25 protein-coding genes and 5 tRNA genes are annotated in these 25,292 nt (G+C 60.1%); 16 read left to right on the top strand and 14 right to left on the bottom strand.

What is annotated here, in order from left to right; genetic code table 11:
* The first annotated feature begins 1 nt into the window (after nt 1).
* Both AMC88_RS09775 and AMC88_RS09770 read left to right on the top strand, forming a co-directional pair.
* On the top strand, nt 2–1,147 hold the full coding sequence (locus tag AMC88_RS09775; protein ID WP_012483655.1) for an amino acid ABC transporter permease: 1,146 nt from the start codon (nt 2–4) through the stop codon (nt 1,145–1,147).
* 35 nt (nt 1,148–1,182) lie between these two features.
* On the top strand, nt 1,183–1,956 hold the full coding sequence (locus AMC88_RS09770; protein ID WP_012483654.1) for an amino acid ABC transporter ATP-binding protein: 774 nt from the start codon (nt 1,183–1,185) through the stop codon (nt 1,954–1,956).
* 62 nt (nt 1,957–2,018) lie between these two features.
* Here AMC88_RS09770 and AMC88_RS09765 read toward each other — a convergent pair whose 3' ends face one another.
* Entirely contained in the window at nt 2,019–2,651 is a 633-nt protein-coding gene (locus AMC88_RS09765) for a hypothetical protein (protein WP_080515670.1), read from the bottom strand.
* A 467-nt stretch (nt 2,652–3,118) separates the two neighbouring features.
* Between AMC88_RS09765 and AMC88_RS09755 the strand changes: the two genes are divergently transcribed.
* From AMC88_RS09755 to AMC88_RS31960, 4 genes are all read left to right on the top strand, one after another.
* Nucleotides 3,119–3,559, top strand: a complete 441-nt coding sequence (locus tag AMC88_RS09755; RefSeq protein WP_010015252.1) for a DUF3597 domain-containing protein — start codon at nt 3,119–3,121, stop codon at nt 3,557–3,559.
* Nucleotides 3,560–3,708: 149 nt separating this feature from the next.
* Nucleotides 3,709–4,020, top strand: a complete 312-nt coding sequence (locus AMC88_RS09750; protein WP_012483651.1) for a hypothetical protein — start codon at nt 3,709–3,711, stop codon at nt 4,018–4,020.
* A 203-nt stretch (nt 4,021–4,223) separates the two neighbouring features.
* On the top strand, nt 4,224–4,556 hold the full coding sequence (locus AMC88_RS09745; RefSeq protein WP_041683621.1) for a hypothetical protein: 333 nt from the start codon (nt 4,224–4,226) through the stop codon (nt 4,554–4,556).
* A gap of 269 nt (nt 4,557–4,825) precedes the next feature.
* Nucleotides 4,826–5,011: a hypothetical protein gene (locus tag AMC88_RS31960; RefSeq protein WP_012483650.1), complete on the top strand. Its 186-nt coding sequence runs from the start codon at nt 4,826–4,828 to the stop codon at nt 5,009–5,011.
* 61 nt (nt 5,012–5,072) lie between these two features.
* Here the strand turns inward: AMC88_RS31960 and AMC88_RS09735 are convergent, their stop codons facing one another.
* Nucleotides 5,073–5,309, bottom strand: coding sequence for a hypothetical protein (locus AMC88_RS09735; protein ID WP_012483649.1), 237 nt, complete (start codon nt 5,307–5,309; stop codon nt 5,073–5,075).
* Nucleotides 5,310–5,766: 457 nt separating this feature from the next.
* Between AMC88_RS09735 and AMC88_RS09730 the strand changes: the two genes are divergently transcribed.
* On the top strand, nt 5,767–7,608 hold the full coding sequence (locus tag AMC88_RS09730; RefSeq protein WP_012483648.1) for a M10 family metallopeptidase C-terminal domain-containing protein: 1,842 nt from the start codon (nt 5,767–5,769) through the stop codon (nt 7,606–7,608).
* Nucleotides 7,609–7,903: 295 nt separating this feature from the next.
* Here AMC88_RS09730 and AMC88_RS09720 read toward each other — a convergent pair whose 3' ends face one another.
* From AMC88_RS09720 to AMC88_RS09705, 4 genes are all read right to left on the bottom strand, one after another.
* The gene (locus AMC88_RS09720; RefSeq protein WP_004675939.1) at nt 7,904–8,251 is read right to left on the bottom strand and encodes a YciI family protein; all 348 of its coding nucleotides are present in this window, start codon (nt 8,249–8,251) and stop codon (nt 7,904–7,906) included.
* A 25-nt stretch (nt 8,252–8,276) separates the two neighbouring features.
* Complete coding sequence (locus AMC88_RS34660; protein WP_225880236.1) at nt 8,277–8,468, bottom strand: YjiS-like domain-containing protein; 192 nt, start codon at nt 8,466–8,468, stop codon at nt 8,277–8,279.
* 417 nt (nt 8,469–8,885) lie between these two features.
* Nucleotides 8,886–8,962: transfer RNA gene (locus tag AMC88_RS09710), tRNA-Arg, on the bottom strand.
* 57 nt (nt 8,963–9,019) lie between these two features.
* Nucleotides 9,020–9,325 (bottom strand): ETC complex I subunit, encoded by a 306-nt coding sequence (locus AMC88_RS09705; RefSeq protein WP_004675942.1) that lies wholly within the window; start codon nt 9,323–9,325, stop codon nt 9,020–9,022.
* A gap of 674 nt (nt 9,326–9,999) precedes the next feature.
* On the opposite strand from AMC88_RS09705, the gene AMC88_RS09700 reads away from it, so the two are divergent.
* Nucleotides 10,000–10,076, top strand: a tRNA-Pro gene (locus AMC88_RS09700).
* 71 nt (nt 10,077–10,147) lie between these two features.
* Here the strand turns inward: AMC88_RS09700 and AMC88_RS09695 are convergent.
* Both AMC88_RS09695 and AMC88_RS09690 read right to left on the bottom strand, forming a co-directional pair.
* A complete protein-coding gene (locus AMC88_RS09695) occupies nt 10,148–10,630 on the bottom strand; it encodes a DUF192 domain-containing protein (RefSeq protein WP_010021174.1) in 483 nt (160 codons plus the stop codon).
* A 1-nt stretch (nt 10,631) separates the two neighbouring features.
* Entirely contained in the window at nt 10,632–11,210 is a 579-nt protein-coding gene (locus tag AMC88_RS09690) for a cold-shock protein (protein ID WP_012483644.1), read from the bottom strand.
* A 194-nt stretch (nt 11,211–11,404) separates the two neighbouring features.
* On the opposite strand from AMC88_RS09690, the gene gloA reads away from it, so the two are divergent.
* From gloA to AMC88_RS09665, 5 genes are all read left to right on the top strand, one after another.
* Nucleotides 11,405–11,845, top strand: a complete 441-nt coding sequence (gene gloA, locus AMC88_RS09685; protein ID WP_004675947.1) for a lactoylglutathione lyase — start codon at nt 11,405–11,407, stop codon at nt 11,843–11,845.
* Between the two features lie 167 nt (nt 11,846–12,012).
* Nucleotides 12,013–13,089: a YcbK family protein gene (locus AMC88_RS09680; protein WP_041683874.1), complete on the top strand. Its 1,077-nt coding sequence runs from the start codon at nt 12,013–12,015 to the stop codon at nt 13,087–13,089.
* 198 nt (nt 13,090–13,287) lie between these two features.
* Nucleotides 13,288–13,362 (top strand) — tRNA-Glu (locus tag AMC88_RS09675).
* Nucleotides 13,363–13,435: 73 nt separating this feature from the next.
* A tRNA-Glu gene (locus AMC88_RS09670) sits at nt 13,436–13,510 on the top strand.
* Nucleotides 13,511–13,812: 302 nt separating this feature from the next.
* Nucleotides 13,813–13,887 (top strand) — tRNA-Glu (locus AMC88_RS09665).
* Between the two features lie 46 nt (nt 13,888–13,933).
* Here the strand turns inward: AMC88_RS09665 and recJ are convergent.
* The 5 genes from recJ to AMC88_RS09640 all read right to left on the bottom strand — a co-directional run bounded on the left by recJ (nt 13,934) and on the right by AMC88_RS09640 (nt 19,500).
* Nucleotides 13,934–15,736, bottom strand: a complete 1,803-nt coding sequence (gene recJ, locus AMC88_RS09660) for a single-stranded-DNA-specific exonuclease RecJ (RefSeq protein WP_012483642.1) — start codon at nt 15,734–15,736, stop codon at nt 13,934–13,936.
* An 80-nt stretch (nt 15,737–15,816) separates the two neighbouring features.
* Nucleotides 15,817–16,059 carry a hypothetical protein gene (locus AMC88_RS09655; RefSeq protein WP_004675950.1) on the bottom strand — a complete coding sequence of 81 codons (243 nt, stop codon included), beginning with the start codon at nt 16,057–16,059 and terminating at the stop codon, nt 15,817–15,819.
* Nucleotides 16,060–16,260: 201 nt separating this feature from the next.
* Nucleotides 16,261–17,586, bottom strand: coding sequence for a homoserine dehydrogenase (locus AMC88_RS09650; RefSeq protein ID WP_012483641.1), 1,326 nt, complete (start codon nt 17,584–17,586; stop codon nt 16,261–16,263).
* A gap of 61 nt (nt 17,587–17,647) precedes the next feature.
* A complete protein-coding gene (locus tag AMC88_RS09645; protein ID WP_029531151.1) occupies nt 17,648–18,865 on the bottom strand; it encodes an LL-diaminopimelate aminotransferase in 1,218 nt (405 codons plus the stop codon).
* Between the two features lie 221 nt (nt 18,866–19,086).
* Entirely contained in the window at nt 19,087–19,500 is a 414-nt protein-coding gene (locus AMC88_RS09640) for an SHOCT domain-containing protein (RefSeq protein ID WP_004671231.1), read from the bottom strand.
* A 146-nt stretch (nt 19,501–19,646) separates the two neighbouring features.
* On the opposite strand from AMC88_RS09640, the gene AMC88_RS09635 reads away from it, so the two are divergent.
* Both AMC88_RS09635 and AMC88_RS09630 read left to right on the top strand, forming a co-directional pair.
* The gene (locus tag AMC88_RS09635; RefSeq protein WP_012483639.1) at nt 19,647–21,515 is read left to right on the top strand and encodes a PHA/PHB synthase family protein; all 1,869 of its coding nucleotides are present in this window, start codon (nt 19,647–19,649) and stop codon (nt 21,513–21,515) included.
* 208 nt (nt 21,516–21,723) lie between these two features.
* Nucleotides 21,724–23,058: a DUF2778 domain-containing protein gene (locus tag AMC88_RS09630; protein ID WP_012483638.1), complete on the top strand. Its 1,335-nt coding sequence runs from the start codon at nt 21,724–21,726 to the stop codon at nt 23,056–23,058.
* A 39-nt stretch (nt 23,059–23,097) separates the two neighbouring features.
* Here AMC88_RS09630 and AMC88_RS09625 read toward each other — a convergent pair whose 3' ends face one another.
* The gene (locus AMC88_RS09625) at nt 23,098–24,255 is read right to left on the bottom strand and encodes a pyridoxal phosphate-dependent aminotransferase (RefSeq protein WP_012483637.1); all 1,158 of its coding nucleotides are present in this window, start codon (nt 24,253–24,255) and stop codon (nt 23,098–23,100) included.
* Nucleotides 24,256–24,465: 210 nt separating this feature from the next.
* Here AMC88_RS09625 and AMC88_RS09620 point away from each other — a divergent pair, with 210 nt between their 5' ends.
* Nucleotides 24,466–25,224 (top strand): DsbA family protein, encoded by a 759-nt coding sequence (locus AMC88_RS09620; RefSeq protein ID WP_004671239.1) that lies wholly within the window; start codon nt 24,466–24,468, stop codon nt 25,222–25,224.
* The last annotated feature ends 68 nt before the right edge of the window (nt 25,225–25,292 follow it).

The raw sequence follows: 25,292 nt of genomic DNA, 5'->3' as shown, positions 1-25,292 counted from the left end.
GATGAGCAACAGTTTCGTCAGAACCGCTATACTGGCGCCGGAGCCACCGCCCGCAGGAGAGAAGGGCATGGTTGCGTGGATTCGCCGCAACCTGCTTGCGACGCCAAAGGACATGGTCCTTACCACCCTGGCGGTCGTCTTTATCGCCTGGGCCCTCCTGCACGCGGTCGATTGGCTCTTCGTGCAGGCGGTTTGGAGAGGCCCGGACCGCACCTTCTGCGCCACCGCCGTGCAAGGCGGCATCCAACCGGATGGCTGGAGCGGTGCATGCTGGGCCTTCGTCAATGCCAAATTCGACCAGTTTATTTACGGACGCTATCCACTCGACGAGCGCTGGCGCCCGACCCTGGTTGGCATTCTTTTCGTACTCCTGCTGGTGCCGATGCTGATCCCTTCAGCACCCCGCAAGGGCGTTAACGCTCTCCTGCTCTTCGGTGCGCTGCCCATTGTTTCCTTCTTTCTGCTTTACGGCGGATATGGCCTGGAAATCGTCGAGACCCCACTCTGGGGCGGACTGCTGGTGACGCTAGTGCTCTCCTTCGTCGGCATTGCCGTCTCCTTTCCGCTGGGTATCATCCTGGCGCTCGGAAGGCGCTCGCAGATGCCTGTTATCCGCACGGTCTGCATCGTCTTCATCGAAGTCGTCCGCGGCGTGCCGCTGATTACGGTGCTGTTTATGGCGAGCGTCATGCTGCCGCTGTTCCTGCCGGCCGGCTGGACGGTGGACAAGCTCCTGCGCGCGATCATCGGTGTATCGATCTTCGCCTCCGCCTATATGGCGGAAGTCATACGCGGCGGCCTGCAGGCCATCCCCAAGGGCCAGTTCGAGGGGGCGGATTCACTTGGGCTCGGCTATTGGCAGAAGATGCGGTTGATCATCATGCCGCAGGCAATCAAGCTGGTGATCCCCGGCATCGTCAATACCTTCATCGGCATGTTCAAGGACACTTCGCTGGTTTCGATCATCAGCATGTTTGACCTTCTCGGCATTGTTCGCCTCAACTTCGTCGATCCGAATTGGGCCACCGCAGTAACGCCGTTAACGGGGCTGATATTCGCCGGCTTCTCCTTCTGGCTTTTCTGCTTCGGCATGTCGCGCTATTCAGCATTCATGGAACGTCATCTCGATACCGGCCACAAACGATAAAAACGCTAGAACGATAAGAATGAGGGAAAATAGTCATGGCTGAAGCCCCAGCAAAAAAGCTCACCGTTTCCGCAACGGAAGTGGCGGTCGAGATCATCAACATGAACAAGTGGTACGGCGATTTCCACGTGCTGCGCGACATCAACCTGAAGGTCATGCGCGGCGAGCGCATCGTCATCGCCGGCCCATCGGGCTCCGGCAAATCGACAATGATCCGCTGCATCAACCGGCTGGAAGAACACCAGAAGGGCCAGATCATCGTCGATGGCACCGAGCTCACCAACGATCTCAAGAAGATCGACGAAGTCAGGCGCGAAGTCGGCATGGTGTTCCAGCACTTCAACCTCTTCCCGCATCTGACGATCCTCGAAAACTGCACGCTGGCACCGATCTGGGTGCGCAAGATGCCGAAGAAGCAGGCCGAAGAGATTGCCATGCACTTCCTGAAGCGCGTCAAGATCCCCGAACAGGCCAACAAATATCCGGGTCAGCTTTCCGGCGGCCAGCAGCAGCGCGTGGCGATCGCCCGATCGCTGTGCATGAACCCGAAGATCATGCTGTTCGACGAGCCGACTTCGGCGCTCGATCCTGAAATGATCAAGGAAGTGCTCGACACCATGGTTGGTCTGGCCGAGGAAGGCATGACCATGCTCTGCGTCACCCATGAAATGGGCTTTGCCCGCCAGGTCGCCAACCGCGTCATCTTCATGGACCAGGGCCAGATCGTCGAACAGAATTCGCCGGCCGAGTTCTTCGACAATCCGCAGCATGAACGCACCAAGCTGTTCCTCAGCCAGATCCTACATTAAGTCTCGCGCTGAAGCTTTCTGAAAGACCCGCCGCGCCTCCAGGTTCGGCGGGTCTTTGACGTTCAACGGGAGGCCGACGCCTGCAAGAGGCTGCAGAGACCGGCAAGACCTGAATCAGAGCTGCCAGAGGAGATATCGACGCAACGGATGAGCATCTTGCGCCGCTGGTCGGCAGGCATGGCGCGGAAGGCATCCAGCGTGCGGGCCTCGGCAGCGTCGGCCGCATCATCAGACGCAGCGGCCGCCCCCTCTCTACGGTTCACGCCGCCGATGGCAAAATTAGTGTTGTTGAAGCTTCCGCCGCCAACCGAAGCCGCGGCTTTGGCATCGATGCCGTTGGAGCCGCCGGTCCGTGCGTTGATAGCAGCGTTGACGCCGCGACCACCGCCGAGCGAGGCTTTGGTGCTCGTCCCAAGACCGTCGCTGCCGCCGACTGCAGCATTGACGTCGGCATCGATACCGCGACCGCCGCCAGCGCTGGCGCTCGCATCCGCATTGATGCTCGAGCTGCCAATGGACGCATCGGCCGGTGCATCAACACCGTTTCCGCCGCCGAGGGAAGCCCCGACATCGGCGCTGGCGGTATTCCCCGCGTTCACAGACACGCCAATGTCGAGCGCATGTGCCTGACCTGCCGGCATGGCAAGTGCCGCGCAGACCGACGCAAGCAGGGCGGCTGGCAGTCTAAAGTGCATATCAGTCATGATCTTCCTCCGTTCCATGTGCCGAACAACGAAGTCCGACAGCCGAAATCGAGGAACGCGCGTACCTTCGATCGATCGGACGCCTGCTCTCCAGGACGCCCATGCCAAGCCAACGTGAAGGGGTCGCTAATGTTTCCCGTCGGCGCCTCCTGAACCGGCGCGAAGGGCGACAATAACCAATTGTGGTTATCGCCAAGCAAGCGGTACGGAAACGACTGTGCCAAAAGCAGACGTCCGAGGCAAATCCCGGCCTGTATAAGGGCCCCGGCGAAAGTCTTAAGGATTGGCCCAAGGATCGTTTCCAATAAAGCGGAAGCCCGGTCGCTCACGTTGGCTGCGGTTATGTCGATCTTTGCTGCCTCCATTGAGGCGGCAAAAATAAACTTCCGCGCTTCTGGATATGCCTTGCAGGAACTCCATGTTCAGCATGTTCTATTTTACGAGGCCGGAGGTCAGGAATGGGAATTTTCGACAAAATCAAACATGCAATCTTCGGAGAAGCCAAAGCTGCCGAACCCGCTGCCGTCAATGCGCCAAAGGCAGCGTCGGTCCAGGCTCCCGTCTCGCCGTCGCCTGCGCCCAGCCAGGCGCCGACGGCTTCTCCAACGCAGAGCAAGGCGGCTCCAGCACCGGCCGCAGCAACCGTCGATATCGTCCCTATCCTCGACGCGGCTGCGAAGAAAAGCGGCCAGAAACTCGATTGGCGGCACTCGATCGTCGACTTGATGAAAGCCGTCGGGATGGATGCGAGCCTGGCTGAGCGCAAGGAGCTCGCCGCCGAACTCGGCTATACCGGCGATAGCGGCGATTCCGCGAAGATGAATATGTGGCTGCACAAGGCGCTGATGAAAAGGCTGTCGGAAAATGGCGGCAAGGTGCCGGCCGATCTCCTGGATTGATCCACCAAGATAACGGACGACAGCCGCCACGCCGCGGCGGTCGTCATCCGGCCACGTCCTGGCAGTGCCTGCCTCTTGCCCGCAGGCGTTGAAACCAATAACCTCCCAACGGAATACTTCAATGATCGATCAGGGGAGAACTAAATCCAATGAGATTGATGGCAGTCGTTGGCGTTGCACTTAGCTTGGGCTGTATTGCGGCCGCAGAATCTCCTACAAACTATCGATCCTACAGCGGTGTTCTGGTCGATACCGACCCCGTCCTCCTAGCTCGATACGACAAAGCCCTGCGCTGGTGCGTACCGGAGGCCGGCTCATGGCAGCGCGGCTCGCCGGATCCGCAAAGCCTGCATTACAACGCGGCGCTCAGAAGCTGCCTCTACAGACACGGCTTCGTCGACCGAGGCGTCTACGCCTACCCCATTCCCAAGGTTTACTTCGATCATTTCCTCGATCGCTGAGATGAGCTCAAGCTGGCGACGGCTGGCATGCGATCACAATAACGATTCCGAAATTCCGGCCGTAGCTGCGGCGATCCGCAATAATCATATTGCTTCTACCTCTGGGGAAATCCTTGTGATTTCGCGCGAGGTCTTTCTGGCGTCACACGAATCGAAATAAACATCGGACGCCGATCATTAGGCAATTAGGGAATAGAATAATAATGCGCGTTCGTACCATAACGATATTCATTGCCACGGGACTTCTGACTGCCTGCGTGCCGACGCGCCAGGACTATGATGCATACGTCACATTGCTGCAGGGCAGCTCAAGAGCAAAAAATGAAGCAGTTAAAGATTGCGTGAGGGGCTTCGATGGAAAGTCCACTCGCAACCTCGGTCTTTTGACAAACACATCGGACAAAGACGCTGTGCGCGTTGGTTGCGATCGTTTTATCGCGGCGGTCGTTTCGGGTCGCGCCACCTACGACGACGTCGTTGACATCAAAGGCCAACGACTCACTTCCAAAACAATCAAAATTTTCCAAGGTCGCTAAACGAGATCGCGCGGCGCTTGCGGTCTCGAGGTCGCGAGCCGCCGACAACTCGTCCGGAGCAATGCCGTCGCCCAGAAGCGACGGGCATCGTGCACTCGTAGCCGATTGCCGTCTCATCTGAGATGGCATCACCAATCTGAAGTGTGAGGTGAGATGACTTACGAGAAATAGCAGGAGGTCCGGAACTGCTGGCGTGGTTCGGCCAGAAGCCGACCTTTCATGACGCGGAAATATCGAGTCTCTCGCTCAACCGCACTGGGGTCAGCAAGTTGACGATTCACGGCTGGATTGGCACCGATGATGTTGATCAAGAAGGATACCGCATCCTTGACAAGCATGCAGTCGTCACTTTCGCCTTCGAAGATATTGTGGACCTGCAGCTGGACGGCTTCAAGGGACCGCTGCGGCAGTTAGTCCGTCGTCAGCAGGCCGCCCAGAACGGAACGTCACGGTGAGGAATCCTTGCTTCTCGACTTTGGCCTAATCCATAGCCTGTCCCGGCGTTTCTCCTGCACATCAGTCGGCAACGGGTTTGGGCGGCGAGCAATTGACCGGGTGATCCGAGCACTGCGAGTGCTGCATGTTCATGGTCGATCCGAAGAGATCGGCTGCTTTGCGGATAACTGGGCCGTGGTCCGGCCCCGCTTGCGTGAGTGGTTGACGCGGCTCTTTGCGGCATGCCTGCAGCAGGGTTCCGAGTAGCTCGATCGCAGTATCGGGCTCGCCAAATGAGAGCATTGCCTTGTCGCCCATGCCTTTGATCGGGGCTTATTTTGGCGTTCGAGGTACGGGTGATTCGGCGGTCCTCCCTTTCCTCACCAGCGCAATTAGTATCACTTTTAGGCCGAAACAGCCCAAAATAGCTAGATTCTGAAAAAAATGTCGATTCTGCCTTTCGTGGGAGGAAGACAGTCTCGCCCACCAATTTTTCATAATATTTTCAATGCACCAATATCCCTATAGTTGTAGAAAGAATATTTCGCGGCGTGCGAGATATATATATTGTCCCAATTTGGGCGACTCGAAATTCAGCAAATATTTCAAAATGTAATAAAGGATCGATTTTGATATTGTGGCAGCAATATGGCTATTGTTCTCAAGCACTTACTAAAGCACTACTGTTGCGCCCTCCAACACGTCGCCTTATAACCCGTCGCCGTAACGAAGGATTAACTAAAAATATTAACTGGCAACGGTTGAGGAACAAGACATGACAACATACTACGTATCGGCGAGCAGCAGCGGCGGTAACGGCAGTGCCACTTCTCCCTTTAGCACGATCAATCAGGCGATGGCGGCGGACCTTAAGCCAGGCGACGAGGTCGTGGTGCGCGCGGGCGTCTATAACGAGTCGGTGAACATGTACAAGGATGGTTCCGCCGCCGGCTACATTACCTTGCGGTCGGAGGTACCGGGTGGAGCGGTGATACACTCGGCATCGGGCGGCGCAAATGGTATCAACATCACTGCTAACTATGTGGCGGTCCAGGGCTTCGAGGTCTACGGGAGCGATTCGCACGGTATTGTTGGTGATGGCGTCCACCATGTGAAGATCTCCAACAACGTATCCCACGACAACGGTGCGTCCGGCATCGCCTTCGCCGGATCCGACTTCATCACGATCGAAGGGAACGAGACTTACAAAAATGCGAGTGCCGGCTGGTTTTCAGGCATCTCTCTCTATCAGAACCGGAATATCACCGGGGCGCCGGACGATGGCAGCTTCCGCAACATCATCCGGAACAACATCTCGCACGACAACGTCACGAAGACGGGTGCGCACACCGATGGCAACGGCATCATCATCGACGACTTCCAGAGCACGCAGACGAGCGGTCATCCGAACTACACGTTTAAGACCCTGGTCGACAACAACCTCGTCTATGAGAACGGCAGCAAAGGCATCCAGGTTACCTGGAGCGACTCCGTCACGGTGCAAAACAACACCGCATACCACAACAATCAGGACCCGCTGAACGACGGCACCTGGCGCGGCGAGCTCAGCAACGCGCAGTCGAGCAACAACACCTGGGTCAACAACGTTGCCGTAGCCGACCCGTCGGTGAACAATAACAACACTGCAGTCGATAACACGTCGTACGGCGGCTACAGCAACAAGAACGTCGTCTGGGCCAACAACATGACCTTCAACGGCACGGCCGGCCAGGCATCGGTCAAGACCGATGGCGGCAACGCCATGCCGAGCACGGCGGACGGCAACAAGCTCGGCGTCGACCCGCATTTCGTCGGTGCATCGAGCGGCGACTTCCACCTCGGCTCCGGCTCGGGGGCAATCGACAGCGGAACCACCAAGTACGGCATCAGCTCGGTCGATCTGGACGGCGACGCTCGCGTCGTTGGAACTGTCGATATGGGTGCCTATGAATCGGGCTCCGGCTCGGCACCATCGACCCCAACCACGCCGACACAGCCGGTAGCGCCAACCACGCCGACGGAACCGACAGCTCCCACCACGCCGACAGCTCCAACCGCGCCGACAGCTCCAACCGCGCCGACAGCGCCGACAGCTCCAACCGCACCGACGACGCCGACCACATCGACGAAGGTATATACCGGCACCGAGGGTAACGACTACCTGCCACACACCGGTCAGTCCAACGGCGGTAACGAAACCTACAAGGGTCTCGGCGGCAATGACGTGTTGAAGGGCGGCGCCGGCTCGGACGTCCTCATCGGTGGTGTCGGAAAGGACATCATGACCGGTGGCACCAGCTCGGATACCTTTAGCTTCAAGGCACCGACGGAGACGGGGTCCGGCTGGAGCCGCGACGTCATCACCGACTTCCAGCATGGCGTCGATAAGATCGACCTCTCGGCAATCGATGCGAATGGCTCTGCGCAGGGCGATGCAGCCTTCCATTTCCAGGCGCAGGAGAATGCCCTGTTCGACAAGAAGGCTGGCGCGCTCGCGTGGCACTACGAGGACGACCATACCGTTATCCAGGCCGATTTGAACGGCGACGGTGTTCATGACTTCGAGATTCAGCTGCAGGGCCACGTCCAGCTGGGCGCAGGTGATTTTCTCCTGTAACCAATACCCGTTGTGGCGGTCATCCGATCGCCACAACGATCGTGCCAACAATACGGCGGAGCCAAAAACCGCCGCATGGCGCTAAACTTAAGCGCGTGGATGAGTATGCTGCGAGGGCGTCGCCCGAGCGACGATCCCATCCACGCGCTTCATTTTTTCGACGAGTGTCAGCTGGCCTTCCGGTGCCGCTTTGCGCGGGCGACAGCGGTCGCCGTCCATCTCTCTTCCAGCAACGATCTGACCTCCGAATGGCCGTCGCGGGCGGAGCGCGAGCATAAATGGGCCGAGTTCTAATCTAAAAGCCGGCGGTCTCGCGAACTTCGATCGCCCCCATCCGAGCGAGCGAGTCCCGCTCCGCGATCTCCATTGCCTCCGCAAGGTTCTTCGCTTCGATGAGCAGGAAGCCACCCAAATGCTCCTTGGTCTCTGCAAAGGGCCCGTCGGTCCAACTCGCCTTGCCGGCGCGAACGCGCAATGTCTTTGCGGTCTTTGGGTCGGCAAGAGCGTTGGAGGCGAGATAGTGGCCTGAACGTTGGAGTTCTTCATTGGAAGCTAAGGACTCCCGGTCGATCTCGGCCCATTCCTCCTTGCTGGCGGCATCAACAAGTGTTTGATCGATGTAGAAGAGACAAAGGTAGCGCATCGATTCCTCCATGGTGCTGTCGATGTTAGTCGCAGTTGAACGCCGCGATTCGATAAAAATGCTGCCAGTTCAGCTTATGGTGAGAGTTGCTTGCCGCTCTCCGATCTTTCCGGAGATCTGTGGGAGGCTCCAAGCCGATGTCACGGAGAAGGCGAGAGTCAAACCGCGAGAGCTCGCTCAAGCTTCGGCGGCACCTTCGCTGATGCTTCAGCAGCATCCGAACGGCTTGCAAAGTGCCTACGATACTGAGGTGCAGCAACTGTAGTTCGGCTTCGGAATGCTTAGTGGCAGCCATACTTGCCTCTCCTTTGACTGGCTCAAGGCGCTCCGTCTTAATCGAACAGGATCAGTCGAGATCGACACGCTAGTTTCAGGAGATTGATGCGTGCGGGAGCGAGGTCATGCCGCTTGCTGCCGAGAGAATCGCGATTGCTCTTGCCAGCGGAGCGCGCCGAGGTCGGCCATCGCAAGACGAACCGCTGCTCCAGGGCAGCGCCTGGACGAAGCTGGCGAGGGCTGCAACAGTGGGACTGGGAAAAAGACGTGGGTCGATGAAGGTCGATCGCCGGCCGGCAATCCCGGCCCGTATCTCAAGCTGTCATGGCTTTCCGAAAACAGAAACTTAGAGAATTGATGGCGACCCCTGCAGGAATCGAACCTGCGACAACCTGCTTAGAAGGCAGGTGCTCTATCCAGCTGAGCTAAGGGGCCGTCCGGCGGCCGCGTTTACGAAGCGCGACCGGATGCGGCATATGTGGACGAGAAATCTCAATGCGTCCAGGGCTGCGTGCGGGTATAGCGGAAATTGTCGGGATAGGCCACGACCTGGCGCGCCGGCTCCTTCGGCGCGATGACGCGATATTCGATGCCGTTGCGCTGGGCATAGGCCTCGGCAAGCGCCTGCGTTTCAAAGGTGAGTTTTACCTGCTGGCGCATATCGCCCGAGGAGGTGTAGCCCATGATCGGATCGATCTTTCGGGGGGATTCCTGATCGAATTCAAGCACCCAGAGATGGGTCTTGGCCTTGCCGGACTGCATGGCGGTCTTAGCAGGACGATAGATCTTGGCAGGCATGACTGCGGCATCTCCGAATATGCGGGGACAGCGCCCGCCTTTCATGGTCTCAATCCCGTCGCCGGGCCTCGCTTCGTCGCCAAGGATGGCGCGAAGAGATGAATTTTGCTTATCCGCGAATCCCCGTTTTTTCAAGAAAAAAGGCAGATCAGCAGCACCACAGGCATCGCCACCCTGACGAGACGGCAGTGCAGCAGGGAATAGAAGGCAACCGACAGATCGGGCGGCTGCGGACGTTCTTGACTCATGCCCCCTCTGCCATCTGCTTCCAATACACCGATTTCCAGACGGTTGCGCAATATTACCGGCTGTCTCATGTTGTGATTGCAACCTGATTGCCGCAACCAGCCGCGGGAACTAGTTTACGGCCCAATCGACTTCAGTGGATTTGCACGCATGATGAGACGCTCGGCAGAGTTCAATGCCATTGTGATAGGAGCCGCCATTACCGCGTTCTTCTATGTCGCCATCAGCTATGCCCAATATATCGGCCTGCTCGACGGCGGCTAAGGCGGAACCGCGCTGGCGCCACATTGCGCCACGCGGCCGAATTGACGGTCCTTCGAGATTTTCCGTGTTGCGTCCACTGGCCCGGTGAGAAATCTCCGCGCAGAGCTGGATTTATGGGTTGCTAGGGCGAAGTGAACCGTGTATTCCCCCTGCCAATCACGGCACGGAGTGTAGCGCAGTCTGGTAGCGCATCTGGTTTGGGACCAGAGGGTCGGGAGTTCGAATCTCTCCACTCCGACCATTCAATATCCTGATATCCTCGATTTCCGATAGCCGCACCGCAGCCTGCGGGCGCGCGAGCTTTGAGCGCCGTCACTTCGCCTTTGTCGTCGTGGCGCTCATGATCCTGTCGCCCACCTTGATTCCCAATTTGCCGACGATGCCGGCATTGAGTTCGACGACGTATTTCACCGGGCTCATCGAATCGATGATGTCGCGCGAATAGGGCGTTGCGTTTTGCTTGATGTGACGGATCGTGCCGGTATTGTCGGCAAAGAGCATGTCGAGCGGCAGGATGGTGTTTTCCATCCACATGGCGACGCGCCGCGGCTCGCCGAAATCGAAAATCATGCCGGCGTCATCGGCCATCGTCTTGCGGAACATCAGTCCCTGGGCGCGCTGGTCGGCGGTCACCGCGACCTCGACGGTGAAATGCAGCGTCTTGCCGGCGGCCGTCTGGATGAGCAGCGGCTCCTTGTCGAACCGCATCGGCTCCTCGGCCAGGGCCGGCAGGGCGACCAAGAAAAAAAGCGCCAAAACGGCGCTTCTGATCGCATGAAGGACGAGCCCCCGCATCTCAGTGCGACCGGCTTGCCTGGCTCGGAATATCGGGATGAATTTCTGCGGCCATCAGGCCCTTTTCGCCATCGCCGAAGCGGACGAGAACCACCTGACCGGGGCGCAGCTCCGTCAGGCCGAAACGGCGAAGCGTTTCCATATGCACGAAGATGTCTTCCGTGCCCTCGCCGCGCGTCAGGAAGCCGAAGCCCTTGGTGCGGTTGAACCACTTGACCAGCGCACGCTCGAGCCCGCTCGTGGCGGTGACCTGCACATGGGTGCGTACCGGCGGCAGCTGCGAGGGATGAACCGCGGTCGACTGATCCATCGAAAGGATCTTGAAAGCCTGGTAGCCGCGCTCGCGACGCTGGATGAGGGCAACGATGCGCGTTCCCTCGAGGATCGTCTGGTAACCGTCGCGGCGCAGGCAGGTTACGTGCAGGAGAACATCCTGCATGCCATTGTCCGGAACGATGAAGCCGAAGCCTTTGGCGACGTCGAACCACTTGACGACACCGGTGATTTCAACAAGATCGACCGTCTCTGACGACAGCTCGTCGAGATCGGTGTATTCGTTCGATGAAATCCTATCAGCCATAGTCGCCAGCCCCTAAATACGCGTCACACTGTTACGGTTAACTGATTCTTGAAATCAAGATTAACATCTTGGTAACGGATAAGCGCAAGTCCTAGTTTTCGGTTATTCCCAGCTGCACATTTTATGATGATGACTTGCCCGAAGCTGACCACGGCTTGCCGTTCAGGGCCAGCCCCAATAAAGGAGTAGATAGAATGCGTTATCTTCATACAATGGTTCGCGTCAAAGACCTGGACGCTTCGCTCGCCTTTTATACCACCCTGTTCGGGCTGGAGGAGATTCGCCGCCACGAAAACGAGAAGGGCCGTTTCACCCTGGTTTTCCTGGCTGCCCGCGACGATCTCGAACGTGCGCGCAGCGAAAAAGCGCCCTGCCTCGAGCTCACCTACAACTGGGATACAGAGGATTACGGCGGAGGACGCAACTTCGGCCATCTCGCCTATGAGGTCGACGACATCTATGCGATCTGCCAGAAGCTGATGGACAACGGCATCACCATCAACCGGCCGCCGCGCGACGGCAACATGGCCTTCGTGCGCTCCCCCGACGGCATTTCGATCGAAATCCTGCAGAAGGGAAGCCCGCTTCCAGCCGCCGAACCCTGGGCGTCCATGGGCAATACCGGCGCCTGGTAAAGGGTTTTCGCCGCAAGGCTTTTGCGAAGCTTGCGGCTTTTGCGATTTCGGGTCCGGCCGGCGCCTTGGCGCTTGCCGCGATCCGGCCCGGCAGGCAATCTCCAGCCGACTCGACGCGGAAAATGGCGATTTTCGGCCGTTTTCTGCATCAACTGGAGACTGGTTGCTTGCGTAACAATGAGATGCGGATGCCTGTAACGGGCGCTTTGCTGATCGCCACCTCGCTGCTGGCGCTGTCCGGCTGCGCATTGGACAAGAAGGCGCTCGATTCAGCCGCCGCAGTTCCGGTGGTTCCGGCAACAGCGGCCGCAGCGCCCGAGCTTGCCGGGGCAGCGCCCGCGAAATCTGCGCCACGCTCGGTCTACTCCGATCCCCGGCTCGTCAATGTCTCCGGCGCCCAGGCCGCGCCCCCGGGCGTGGCAGCGAATCCGAATGCCGTCGTTCCGCCGGCCGATCCGGCAATCGCAGCGCCTGCCAATATCGGCGGACTGGTGATGCAGTCGACACGGATCAACGCGCAGGCGATGAGCATCTTTTCGGATCACCAGCCGTTGCCGCAAAACAACAGCACGTCCACCATCATCCAGCCGCAGGCCTATGCGCCGACGCAGGGCGTGGCACCGACAAGAAGCAGCGTCTACAGCCAGCCTGCTGTGCCCGCACAACCGGAGACGCCGGTGCTGCCGCAGCAATCCTCGGAGAACTCCGGCACGCAGCCTGTGCCGGTTCAAACCGCCGCGATGGCGACAGGCGGCATTCCGGCCTCGACGACGAACGCGCTCTACAGCGCGCCGAAGCAGAACCTGCTCGGCAGCCTGTCTGGCCTCTTGCACAAGGCCGCCCTGCCCGGCGTGACGCGTGTCGCGCCGAACGGGCTGCATGTCCAGAACGATCGTGTCGAGGTCGGCTGCTTCAGGCCCGACCTGTTGAAAGTGATCAAGACGGTCGAGAATCATTTCGGCCGGCCCGTCATCGTCACCTCCGGCTACCGCGACGAAGAACATAACCGCCTGGTCGGCGGCGCTGACGAATCGATGCACAAGAGCTGCGAGGCCGCCGACATCCAGATCGACGGCGTGTCGAAATGGGATATCGCCGCCTATATCCGCTCCTTGCCCGATCGCGGCGGCGTCGGCACCTATTGCCACACGGATTCCGTCCATCTCGACACCGGCAAGAGCCGCGACTGGAACTGGGGCTGCGGCGGCAAACGCGCACCCATGACGACCGCCAGAGCGATCTGAGATCGCCCGCATGGAATGGCATCCCGTTACGTCAGCTTGTTTTTCCGCGCTTCCGGCAAGCCATACAAGCCGTTGATTCGGCAGCGGTAATATCCAATGCTGGCCCCGAGAAAATATCTGTCATTTTTTTGAAAAAAATCGAATTTGCCGCTTGCGGCTTTTGAACGTGCTGACTATAAGGGCGCCACCACGAAGGAAGCGCCCTTCGTCTATCGGTTAGGACACCAGATTTTCATTCTGGGAAGAGGGGTTCGACTCCCCTAGGGCGTGCCACTCTCTCCATATCGAAGCCATCGCAACCGCTTGCAGAAGCCGGTATGCGCGCCTATTTTAACAAAGCCGGCCTGCGCCCTTCGTCTATCGGTTAGGACGACAGATTCTCATTCTGTAAAGAGGGGTTCGACTCCCCTAGGGCGTACCACATTCGGGTTAGAGCCTTCTCTTTGGCGAGCGGGCGCCGCATCAAATCCGATTCATCGACGAGGCGACCGCTGCCCGCATGTCCTCGAGGCGGCAGGTCTGGCAAGGCGTCGCGCAGAACTCCTGTAGGCGGTGCGTAGTGCCGCCCAGACGATCCGCCAGGCTTGAATTCCTCCGGTCCGCGATACCGTTCGCCGCGATTTTCCACAGCCGCAAAAAAATCGGCGAAAACGATGATTTTTTCGCGCCTTGGCGCTTGCGGCTTTTGAAGGTGCTGACTATAAGGGCGCCACCACGAAGGAAGCGCCCTTCGTCTATCGGTTAGGACACCAGATTTTCATTCTGGGAAGAGGGGTTCGACTCCCCTAGGGCGTGCCACTTTCCCCTTTCGAATTCCTCATCGTCAGCATTTTTGTGTGGCATTTTATTTTGCCGGCGCGGCATCGCAGACGCGCATCTGGATGCGGCGGGCGCCCTGGTAATGATCGGCGCCGAGCGTACCCGCCACATGCAGGCTCGCGCCGCGTGAATTGACGAGAAGATTGCCGAGCGCCGTATCGGCGGCGCGGAAGGCGATTCCATCGAGCCGCGACCCGTCCATTGCCTCCAGCGTCACCTTCACATGTTTCTCACCGACCAGGCGGGCGTCGCGCACGCGGTGCGCCGGCACGGCAAAGAGCGGCTGGGCGTGGCCGGAGCCATAGGGGCCGGCCGCCTCCAGGCGGTCGATCAGTTCGAGCGTGGCGCCGCTGGCGCCAATCGCCCCGTCGATCTTCAGCGTCTCGTTGGCGACGAGATTCGCCACCGTCCTTGCCGCTTTTTCGGTGAAGAAGGTTCTGAGCCTGCCGAGATCGGCGCGCTCGACGGTCAGCCCGGCGGCCATGGCGTGGCCGCCGCCCTTGACGAGCAGCCCCTCGTCGACCGCCGCCCGCACCATTCTGCCCATGTCGAAGCCGTTGATGGAGCGGCCCGAGCCGGTGCCGCGACCGGAGGGATCGAAGGCGATCGCGAAGGCCGGCCGTTTGAACTTTTCCTTCAGCCGCGCCGCGATCAGCCCGACGATGCCGGGATGCCATTTTTCGTGGGCGGTGACGATGACGGAGGCGCCCTCGCCGTCGCCATATTCGGCCAGCGCCTCGGCTTCCGCCTCCTGCAGCATCATGGCCTCCATGGCCTGGCGCTCGCGGTTGAGTTCGTCGAGGCGCTGGGCAATCAGTTCAGCCTCGCCGGCATCGTCGAGCGTCAACAGGCGGCTTCCAAGCGCGGCATCGCCGATTCGTCCGCCGGCATTGATGCGAGGGCCGATCAGGAAGCCGAAATGATAGGGTGTCACCGGGCCGGCGAGCCCGGCCTTGCGGAAGAGTGCGGCAAGCCCGGCATTGCTCTGGTGACGGGCGGCGACCAGCCCCTTGACCACATAGGCCCGGTTGAGCCCCTTCAGCGGCACGACATCGCAGACGGTCGCGAGCGCGACGATGTCCAGCCATTGCAACAGGTCGAGGGCCAGGATGCGCTTGTTGCCGGCCGCGCGCAGTAATCTCAGCGTCGCCACCAGCACCATGAAGACGACGCCGGCCGCGCACAGATGCCCCTGCCCCGAGAGATCGTCCTCGCGGTTCGGGTTGACGAGCGCATGGCAGGGCGGCAGCTCATGTGTCACCTGGTGGTGATCGATAACGACGACATCGATATTGCGTGCGGCGGCAGCTGCAAGCGCCTCGTGACTGGTGGAGCCACAATCGACGGTGACGATCAGCCGGGCGCCATTGTCGATCAGCTGGTTGATCGCCGCCGGATTGGGGCCGTAACCTTCAAAGATCCGATCGGGAATGTAGATGTTCGCCTTGACGCCGAAATGGCTGAGAAAGCGGAACATCAGCGCCGATGAGGCCGCGCCGTCGACGTCGTAGTCGCCGAAGATCGCCACGTTTTCGCCGCGCTCGATCGCGCTCACGAGGCGGGTCGCCGCCTTCTCGCAGTCGGTCAGCGTGTGAGGATCGGGCATCAGGCTGCGGATCGTCGGATCGAGAAATTCGATCGCCTCGTCCACCGGGACGCCGCGCCCGGCGAGGACGCGAGCGATCAGATCCGGCAGCCCGTGAACCTGCGACATGGCGAGCGCCCGATTCTGGCCGGCCTGATCGAGCCGCGCAACCCAGCGATTGTCGAGCGCGGATTTCTCCACGCCGAGAAACGCGCGCTGTACCGGATCGACGAGATCTGCCATGCCAAACTCCGCTGATGTCATCTGTTCTTTCTACAGGAGCAGCGGAGATAACATAGCGATGGACTTGCAGACACGGATTTTTACCAGAAGATCGCCCAGACGATCATGGCGATGCCGCCGATTTGCACCAGCAGGAACGATAAGAGCGTCAGCAGAATGGCCCAGTTGCGGCCTTCGGTTTCTTCGCCGTCAATGTCATCGGGAATCTCGTCGCGATTGTCGCGATGGAGCGGCTTGAGAATTTCCTGAGGCACATCAGGATGGTTAGGCGGCACCTCGCTCGGGAAGCCATACCCCTTCCCGGCATGGCTGTCCTTGCTCATGAAATTCTCCACGCCGACGACTCACCATCTGTGGTTTTATTTATATCAATATTTGCGCATTTGTTAATATAGACTTCCGTACGGTGAGTTGCACGATGAACAGAAAAAGCCGCCCCATCGCGAACTGCCGCGAAGTTCGATGTCCAACTTTCGCGGGTAGTTCAAGAAGACAGGGCGGCTCGTGTTCCCGAATGGAAAGGATCAAGCTTCCTCTTTCGGCCGCTCGATGCGGATGACCTGCGGCTCGCCGAAGAGATAACCTTCCGACTTGATCGAGGCGACGGCCTTGCGCACCGACTCCTCCATCGTCGCATGGGTAACGAGAATGATTGTCTGGTGGTGCGACGGCGCCAGATGCTGCTTCGAGCGCTGAACGATCGATTCGAGCGAGATGTGGTTTTCGGCCATGCGGGTTGCGACGTTTGCAAAGACGCCGGTGCGGTCGAGTACCGTCAGGCGGATGAAATAACCGCCCTCGTGGCTCTGCATCTGCGCTTTACGGTAGGGCTCCAGCGCCTTCGCAGGATGCCCGAGCGCCGGCACGCGCTGGGCGCCCGGCTGGCTCTTGGCGATATCGGCGATGTCACCGAGCACAGACGAGGCTGTAGCATTGCCGCCGGCGCCGGGGCCGACCATCAGCAGTTCGCCGAGCACGTCGGATTCGATCGCCACCGCATTGGTGACGCCGTCCACCTGGGCGATGACCGAATCGACCGGCACCATGGTCGGATGGACGCGCTGCTCGATACCGGTATCGGTGCGCTGGGCAACGCCGAGCAGCTTGATGCGGTAGCCGAGTTCGGCCGCGGCATGGATATCCTCGATCGAGATGTTGGTGATGCCTTCGAGATAGATGTCGTCGGCCGCGATGCGATTGCCGAAGGCGAGCGTCGTCAGGATAGCGAGTTTATGGGCGGTGTCGTTGCCTTCGATATCGAAGGCGGGATCGGCCTCGGCATAACCCAGCCGCTGCGCTTCCTTCAGGCATTCGGCGAAGGAAAGCCCTTCCTTCTCCATCTTGGTCAGGATGTAATTGCAGGTGCCGTTCATGATGCCGTAGATGCGCGAGACGGCATTACCCGTCAGCGATTCACGCAGCGCCTTGATGACCGGGATGCCGCCGGCGACCGCCGCTTCGAAGTTCAGGAGCGAGCCCTTCTCTTCGGCAATCGTCGCAAGCTCGACGCCGTGATAGGCAAGCAGCGCCTTGTTGGCTGTCACCACATGGAGACCACGCTGGAGTGCGATGCGCACCGAGACGTTGGCAGGGCCTTCGGCCCCACCCATCAATTCGACGAAGACGTCGATGTCGCCCTTCTCGGCGAGATCTTCCGGCCGATCGAACCAGGTGACGCCGGAGAGATCGATGCCGCGGTCCCTAGTCTTGTCGCGCGCGGAGACCGCCGTGATGGTGATCGGACGCCCGCAGGTGACGGCAAGCTCGTTGCTCTTCTGCTGAATGATGCGGACAAGCGAGGCGCCAACGGTGCCCAAGCCCGCAATGCCGATTTTGAGGGCATCTGCCATGAATCGATCCTGAAATGTCTGTGTGGCGGCAGCCGCGGAAAGCGGCTGCCGAGAGTTGAGATTAGCGGTGAGCGTTCAGCGAAATGACGTTATGCATCGTCTCGTCCGCCGTCGACATGAACTTTTTGATGTTGCGCGCAGCCTGGCGGATGCGGTGTTCGTTCTCGACAAGCGCCAGACGAACGTAATCGTCGCCCTGTTCGCCGAAGCCGATACCCGGGGCAACGGCAACGTCGGCCTTCTCGACCAAGAGCTTGGAGAATTCCAGCGAACCGAGATGACGGAACTTTTCCGGGATCTTCGCCCAGGCGAACATGGTCGCAGCCGGCGGCGGCACGTCGAAGCCGGCCTTGCCGAAGCTTTCGACCATGACGTCGCGGCGGCGCTTATAGACGTTGCGGACTTCCGCAATGTCGGAACCATCGCCATTCAGCGCGTGGGTCGCCGCCACCTGGATCGGCGTGAAGGCGCCGTAGTCGAGGTAGGACTTGACGCGGGTCAAGGCGGCGATCAGCCGCTCGTTGCCGACGGCAAAACCCATGCGCCAGCCGGGCATGGAGAAGGTCTTCGACATCGAGGTGAACTCGACCGTCACATCCATTGCGCCCGGCACTTCGAGAACCGACGGCGGCGGCGCGCCGTCGAAATAGATCTCGGAATAGGCAAGGTCGGAGAGCACGATGATGTCGTGCTTCTTGGCGAAGGCGATGACGTCCTTGTAGAAATCGAGCGTCGCCACGAGAGCGGTCGGATTCGAGGGATAGTTGAGGATCAGCGCCAGCGGCTTTGGGATCGAATGCCGGACGGCGCGCTCGAGCGGCGGGAAAAAGCTCTCATCCGGCTCAACCGACATGGAACGGATCACACCGCCCGCCATCAGGAAGCCGAAGGCGTGGATCGGATAGGTCGGGTTCGGGCAGAGGATGACGTCGCCGGGCGCGGTGATCGCCTGCGCCATGTTGGCGAAGCCTTCCTTGGAGCCCAGGGTGGCGACCACCTGCGTATCCGGGTTGAGCTTGACGCCGAAACGGCGGGCGTAATAGGCGGCCTGGGCGCGGCGCAGGCCTGGAATGCCCTTGGAGGACGAATAACGGTGAGTGCGCGGGTCCTGCACGACCTCGCAGAGCTTGTCGACGATCGCCTGGGGAGTGGGAAGGTCAGGGTTTCCCATGCCGAGATCGATGATATCGGCGCCGCCCGCTCGCGCGCTTGCTTTCAAACGGTTGACCTGTTCGAAAACATAAGGCGGCAAACGCCGGACTTTGTGAAACTCTTCCATTTCATTCCCCATGGAAAGGCGGCATTTCGGGCCGCAGTCGAAGTTCGTTCCGTCTTCCGGCGGCTGCGACACGAACTTCAGAATCGCAGCGCCGTATTCATCAGACCCAAGCCACGCGGCAAATCTTTGACGAAAAGGCCGCGCAAGGCGCATTATCAGGAAAATCGCATCTTCCGATCCTTGCCGAAGGCTTTGCGTCCAAATCGCTTGAAAGGCAAGGTCTATTTGGAGATTTCGGAGAGCGTCTGCTCGCCGTGCTCGGCGGCCAGGCGGCGCATTTCCGCGACCTTGGCCTGATATTCGGCTTCCGAGATCGCGCCGGCCTTGCGCCGGGCGGCAAGCGCGGTCAGCTGATGCTGCAGCTCGGCCGCCTGCTCGTCGCTCATCTGGACATTGGCGGCCGTCAGCGGCGCGCCGAAATTCGGATAGCCGTCCGGCGACTTCGACAGGCCACCTTCGACCGCATCGCCCTTGGTGGCCGGCATGACGACGGCGGTCGGCGCCGCGCGCTTGGCAGCGGCCGCGGCCTTCTCCTCCGCCGTCAGATTGCATCCGGCAAGGGCCATCGCCGCCGCGGCGCAAATCAATGCGGTGCGGTTGAAGGTTGCGATGCGCCGAATGCCGTTCTTCGTCATGCCTCAAAATCCAGTTCTGACTGCTTCGACTGTTAAATTTGTCGCAGCCACAAAGCAATAGCACGAGCCGATGCGGGTGGAACTTGTTTTCTCGTTCGGTCACGATGTACAACGAAGGGATACAAAGGGTGCTGCCGCCGGAGGAAATGGTGACCGACAGCAAGCAGGAGAGTGGCGGCCAGAAAAATGGCGGCAAGGCCGGTTTCGACACAACCGATCTCGATCCCTATGTGTTGAAGGATCCCGAGACGATGGCGATCAATTTCGCCCGGGCGCTCGAAAATCTCGGGCAAGCTGCTTCGGCTTGGCTTGCGCCGCGCGAACGCGGCGAGATCACAGAAACCGCCATCGATCCGATGGCCGACATGGTCAAGACGCTGTCCAAGGTCAGCGAATACTGGATTTCCGATCCCCGCCGCACCTTCGAGGCGCAGACGCAGCTGATGTCTTCGTTCTTCGGCATCTGGATGCGCTCGATGCAACGCATGCAAAGCATGAGCGGACTGCAGGGCGAGCCCCTGCCGCCCGAGCCCGACACCCGCAAGGACAAGCGTTTCTCCGACGAGGACTGGCAGAAGAATCCGTTCTTCGATTTTCTCCGCCAGGTCTATTTCGTCACCAGTGACTGGGTGGAGAAGCTGGTGTCGGAGACCGACGGCCTTGACGAGCACACCAAGCACAAGGCCGGCTTCTACGTGAAGCAGATCACCGCCGCGCTTTCGCCGAGCAACTTCATTCCCACCAATCCGCAGCTCTATCGCGAGACGATCGCCAGCAACGGCGAAAACCTGGTGCGGGGAATGAAGATGCTCGCCGAGGATATCGCCGCCGGACATGGCGATCTGCGCCTTCGACAGACCGACATGACGAAATTCGCCGTCGGCCGCGACATGGCGCTGACGCCGGGCAAGGTGATCGCCCAGAACGACATCTGCCAGATCATCCAGTACGAAGCCTCGACCGAAACGGTGCTGAAGCGGCCGCTGCTGATCTGCCCGCCCTGGATCAACAAATTCTATATTCTCGACCTCAACCCGCAGAAATCCTTCATCAAATGGTGCGTCGACCAGGGGCAGACCGTCTTCGTCATTTCCTGGGTCAACCCGGATGCGCGCCACGCCGAGAAGGACTGGGCGGCGTATGCCCGCGAAGGCATCGATTTCGCGCTCGACACGATCGAGAAGGCGACCGGCGAGAAGGAGGTCAATGCCGTCGGCTATTGTGTCGGCGGCACGCTGCTGGCGGCGACGCTGGCCTTGCACGCCAAGGAGAAGAACAAGCGCATCAAGACCGCGACGCTCTTTACCACCCAGGTCGACTTCACCCATGCCGGCGATCTCAAGGTCTTCGTCGACGAGGAGCAGCTTGCCGCGCTTGAAGAGCATATGAAGTCAGCCGGCTATCTCGACGGTTCGAAGATGTCGATGGCCTTCAACATGCTGCGCGCTTCCGAGCTGATCTGGCCTTATTTCGTCAACAGCTACCTCAAGGGGCAGGAGCCCCTGCCCTTCGACCTGTTGTTCTGGAACGCCGATTCAACCCGCATGGCGGCGGCAAATCATGCCTTCTATCTGCGCAACTGCTATCTCCGCAATGCGCTGACGCAGAACGAAATGATCCTTGACGGCAAGCCTGTGTCGCTGAAGGACGTAAAGATCCCGATCTATAATCTCGCCACCCGCGAGGATCACATCGCCCCCGCCAAATCCGTCTTCCTCGGCAGCCGGTTCTTCGGCGGCAAGGTGGAATTCGTCGTCACCGGCTCGGGACATATCGCCGGCGTCGTCAACCCGCCCGACAAGAAGAAGTACCAATTCTGGACGGGCGGCCCAGCCAAGGGCGAGTACGAAACCTGGCTCGAGCAGGCGACCGAGACGCCGGGATCGTGGTGGCCGCATTGGCGGGCCTGGATCGAGACGCATGACGGCAGACGCGTTGCGGCCCGCAAACCCGGCGGCGATGCGCTGAATGCGATCGAGGAAGCGCCGGGCAGTTATGTGATGGAACGCGTCTGACAGATACCGGCCGCATCTCTTTTTGAGACGTCATGAGAAAGCGCAACACCGCGTAAACAAATTAGAAACCATAATTCGTCATCCTTGCGAAACAGTCGGATGTCGCAAGCGGTCTAAATTCGGCCAATTTGCGCCATTACCGGCCCCGGCGAAATGTAGACAGTCAGTGCCGCCGGCCTGCGTAGCGAGTTTGAAAGACGAGTTTAGTATGGCGTTTGCGGTCGGGGCGTTTGATGGCGCCACCTCTCTTGGCGGATCTGCTTTTCGTTCACGCAGATCTCGCGGTTTTCTTTACGGCGTTGTTGGCGCCGGACTTCTGACCTCCACATGGCTGATCGCGACCTTCGCGACAATGCATTCGATCGGCGCACCCGTTTCGCCGTCCGAGAGCTTCACGCATGTCGCGTCGGCGCCGAAGCCCAAGCCGGCGACGTCCCACGAACGACTGATCCATGTCGGCAAAGCCGATCGGCTGGCCGCCTTCGATGCCAAGCCGGTCGTAGCCCTGACAGCTCATCTCATCCAATCGCATGCGCAAAAGACCAATGCCGCCGCAGCGGCATCGCTGGCGCTTGCAAAGAATCGCCTCGTGAACCCTGCCGAACCGCCGGTCGCCGTTGCCGCAGCAACGCCTTCCGACACCGCGAAATTCGTCAAGGACGATAGCGTCACGCAGCCGGTTGAGCTTGCCCGGGCGGAGGCGGAAGAGAACGAGGATGACCGCATCATCATTCCGTCCAAGGAAGCCGTCGCAGCCGTTGAACTTCCTGCCCTGCTCGCCCTTGCCGATGCCGGGCCGCAGCAGATTGCGCAAGCCCCGGTCGAGCCGGCCGTCAAGACGGCGTCGCTGCCGGAGGAAAAACCTGCGACGGTAGAAGTTGCCGAGGCCGAAGAGCGGCAGCCCTTCGATCTCGTGCTGGCGCCGGACACCGGTTCCGTACCGCTGCCGATGGCACGTCCGGACGGCCTGATCGGCAAACCGGCCCCGGGCTCCCAGGGAGCGCCGCGTTCGGCCGAGCCCGTCCTTGCCTACGCCAAACCGAATTCTGTCATCGAAGACGACGAGGACGACTCAGTCCCGCGTTACGACAAGCCGGTCTTCTCGCCGAAGCTGCGCGCAGGCGTCGCCATCTACGACATCGAGAACAGCACCGTCTATCTGCCGAACGGCGAACGGCTAGAGGCCCATTCCGGCCTCGGCAAGATGCGCGACAATCCGCGTTACGCCAACCAGAAGATGCGCGGACCGACGCCGCCGCACACCTATATCCTCACCATGCGCGAAGCTCTTTTCCATGGCGTCGCGGCGATCCGGCTGACGCCGGTCGAGGGTTCGGATGCCATCTATGACCGCGTCGGCCTGCTCGCCCACACCTACATGCTCGGCAAGAACGGCGATTCCAACGGCTGCGTCTCCTTCAAGGATTACAAGCGCTTCCTGGCCGCCTACAAGCGCGGCGACATCAAGCAGCTGGTGGTCGTGCCGCGGCTGAACAACAAGCCGGCTTCGACGCTTGCCTCGCTGTTTTCATCGCGCGGCTGATGGATATGAAGACAAGCAGCTGCTTGTCCTCGCGGAACGCTACTTCAACCAGCCAGCAATTCGCTCCACCGCCTCGGCGATCTCCGCCTGCGAGCCCGCATAGGATAGACGCAGGGTGCGATGCCCCTCCAGCGGATCGAAATCCAGGCCGGGCGTTGCGGCGACGTTGATTTCGGCGAGCATGCGTTTGGCAAAACCCATGCTGTCATTGGTGAAGCGGGAAACATCGAGATAGGCGTAGAAGGCGCCGTCCATCGGCGAAGCCGGTGTAAGGCCGATCTTCGGCAGGCGGTCGAGCAGCAGGTCGCGGTTGGCGGCATAACTTGCTTTGACGCGATCGAGCTCGTCGCCTGCGCCAAGCGCGGCGGTGGCGGCGATCTGGGAGAGTTCGGGCGGGGAGATGTAGAGGCTCTGCGCCACCCGCTCGATCGGCCGCACCAGCCGTTCGGGCAGCACCATCCAGCCGATTCGCCAGCCGGTCATGCAATAATATTTAGAGAAGGAGTTGATGACGATCGCCTCGTCGGTCAGTTCGAGTGCGCTCGCCTCCTCGCCGGCGAAAGTCAGCCCGTGGTAGATTTCATCGGAAATGAAGGCGATGGAATGGGCCGCGCAGTAATCCGAAAGCGCCTTCAGCCCCTCGCGGCCCGTCACCGTGCCGGTCGGATTGGCGGGGCTGGCGAGCAGCACACCCTTCAGTCTGACTCCGCTTTCTTTCTGCACCGCCTCGAGGCTCTCGGGCGTAAGGGTAAAATGGGTCTCGGCCGTCACCGGCACCTCGACGACCTTCAGGCCCAGGGCGCCAAGAATATTGCGATAGGCGGGATAACCCGGTCTTGCGATCGCCACCGCATCACCGGCATCGAAGAGCGACAGAAAGGCGAGATTGAAGCCGGCCGAGGAGCCAGTGGTGACGGCAATGCGTGCGGGATCGATCTCCCGGCCGTGCCGATCCTTGTAGTGCCAGGCTAGTGCCGATTTCAGCCGTGCCGTTCCCAGCGCATCGGTGTAACCGATCCGGCCCTCGGCAAGGGCTTCGCGCGCTGCTTCGAGCGCCGCCCGCGGTGCCGGATGCGAAGGCTGGCCGACCGCCATCGAGATGACGGGATGGCCGTCGGCGCGCCGTTTCGTCGCCTCGGCCAGGACATCCATGGCGTGAAAAGGCTCGACTTCGCTGCGTTTGGATATGGAAAACAAGATCGTTTCTCGCTCGACTTCTTCAATGGCGGCCCGACAATTGCCGCATTAATCCGCTCATCACAATCCCGCGAGCGTGACGCGGGGATGAAAAATTCCTGTTTGAGCAGAACCAAACGCACCGTACCTTGACGCGACGCATTCAAGTCCATTAACCCGGCGACGGTCTTCTCGATGGAGAGAGGCCACATCGCCGATGACGAGGATAACATGGCATTTTTCCCGAAAACCTTCACCGCGCTGGCGCTTGCTGCATCGATTGCCCTTCCGTTTCCGGCAGCAGCGCTCGACGACCAGCAGAAGAAGGAGTTCGGCGAATTCATCAAGCAGTACCTGATCGAGAATCCCGAGATCATGCTCGACGTCCAGGAGGCACTGCAGAAGAAACAGGAAGCCCAGCGGTTGGTGAAAGCCAATATGGCGATCCAAGAGAACACGACCGACATCTTCGATTCGAAGAACGACGTCGCGCTCGGCAACCCGAAGGGCGACGTCACCGTCGTCGAGTTCTTCGATTATAATTGCAGCTACTGCCGCCATGCGCTTCCCGACATGCAGGCGATGCTGAAAAAGGACAAGAACGTCCGATTCGTGCTCAAGGAATTTCCGATCCTCGGGCCGGATTCGGTCGCCGCCCACAAGGTGGCGGACGCCTTCCGCAAGCTGGCGCCGGAGAAATACGCCGATTTCCACGTCGCCCTGCTCGGCAGTGAGGGCCGCGCCTCGGACGAAAGCGCGATCGCTGTCGCCGCCTCGCTCGGCGTCAGCGAAGACAAGATCCGCGCGGAGATGGCGAAGAGCCCGAATGACGGCATCGTTCAGGCGACCTACCAGCTCGCCTCCAGCCTCGGCATTAGCGGCACGCCGTCCTACGTGATCGGCAACGAACTGGTGCCGGGCGCCGTCGGGCTCGACGATCTCGAAGCCAAGGTCAAGAATATGCGCAGCTGCGGCAAGACCGCCTGCTGAGCAAAGCGAGCATCTCATCAAATCGCCAAAATCGAAGCGTTTCAGCCATGTGGACAAATGTGGCGCGA

The organism is Rhizobium phaseoli (assembly GCF_001664385.1).
In the GTDB taxonomy this organism is placed as follows: Bacteria; Pseudomonadota; Alphaproteobacteria; order Rhizobiales; family Rhizobiaceae; genus Rhizobium; species Rhizobium phaseoli.
The sequence above is the reverse complement of the archived record's forward strand: the minus strand, read 5'-3'. Positions and strand labels throughout refer to the sequence as shown.